Genomic DNA, 1,099 nt, shown 5'->3' on the forward strand with positions numbered 1-1,099 from the left:
GGCGGCCCCGGCCTCGTAATCGGGCCGGGGCCGCCGGATGCGTCGCCCTACAGGCGCAGGCTGATGACCTCGCGGATGCGGTCTGTTCCCGGCTGAGCTGGCTGCGGAGCTGCCCGGTCAGACAGCGGGAACTCAGGACGCTCTCGTCGCGCTACTGGGCGTCTGGGGTGGCCGGGGCGGAGGAGCCCGTCGCAGCAGCGGTACTCAGATAGCGTGTGATCCGTTCACAGAACCGGCGCAGGTCATCGGACGGCCTGAGGTGGTAGCCATTCTCGAAAACGTAGGGAAGCCATCGGCCCTTCCTCACTGCGGCCTCAGGAACCCATTTTTCGAGTTCGCCAACTGGTACCGCGAAGGTGCCCCGTTCGGCGAGGACGTCGAAGATTCTTTTGGTGGCCATGTAGGCCGGAGAGCTACTGAGAAATGGGAGGCCAGCCTTCTTGAGGTTGGCCCAGCTGCTGGTGGTGCTGAGCATGCCTCTGATTTCATCGGCCTGTTTCCCGGTGAGCAGGGTGCCGTCCTTCGGGTCTCCGAGGGCCTCAAGGATCCGCCTCTTAACTGCGGCAGCGGTGATAATGGTCTTCTCGTCCCGCATGTGCCGGTCGAGGATGTCAAAGTCGGCCGAAATTTTTTCCCAGTCCCCGCCTGCGGCGGTGAGGGCCGTTTTCAGTGTTCCCTTGTCGTTGAGAAGGTCCAGATCGGCAATCACCGCAACGGGTATACCGCATTGGCGCAGTCTGGCTGCGGTGTCGGCGAGTAGGTGCTTGCCGCCGGTGTGGAGGAATACGAGATTGTCGCTGGGGTGGTCGTTGTTCTTGAGTGCGTCGATGGTTGCTGCGTAGAACTGGCAGTCTCCGGCGGATTCTCCGAGCACGACGCCGTCGTGGAAAAGGCCGGTGATGATGTTGGAGTAGCGCAGCATGGGGGTGCGGAGGATGCTGGCGACGTCTTCGGGGTCCAGTTGGTTCGCGCGGGGGCCCGCTGCTGTGCGGGTGAGCCGGACGAGGGCTACTGGTTTGGTGGTGGCTTCGAGGACGCCGCTGAGGAAGTCGGCGCTGTGGGTGGCGACGAACACCTGGCATGGGGAACGGAATAGAGA

At 63.4% G+C, this 1,099-nt stretch carries 1 protein-coding gene; it reads right to left on the bottom strand.

What is annotated here, in order from left to right:
* Positions 1 to 151: 151 nt before the first annotated feature.
* On the bottom strand, positions 152 to 1,099 hold a 948-nt coding region (locus ACIQOV_RS42515; protein WP_401056632.1), incomplete at its 5' end, for a TOPRIM nucleotidyl transferase/hydrolase domain-containing protein.

Origin of the sequence: Kitasatospora sp. NPDC091257 (genome assembly GCF_044757675.1) — a bacterium.
Classification (GTDB): Bacteria; Actinomycetota; Actinomycetes; order Streptomycetales; family Streptomycetaceae; genus Kitasatospora; species Kitasatospora lactacystinica.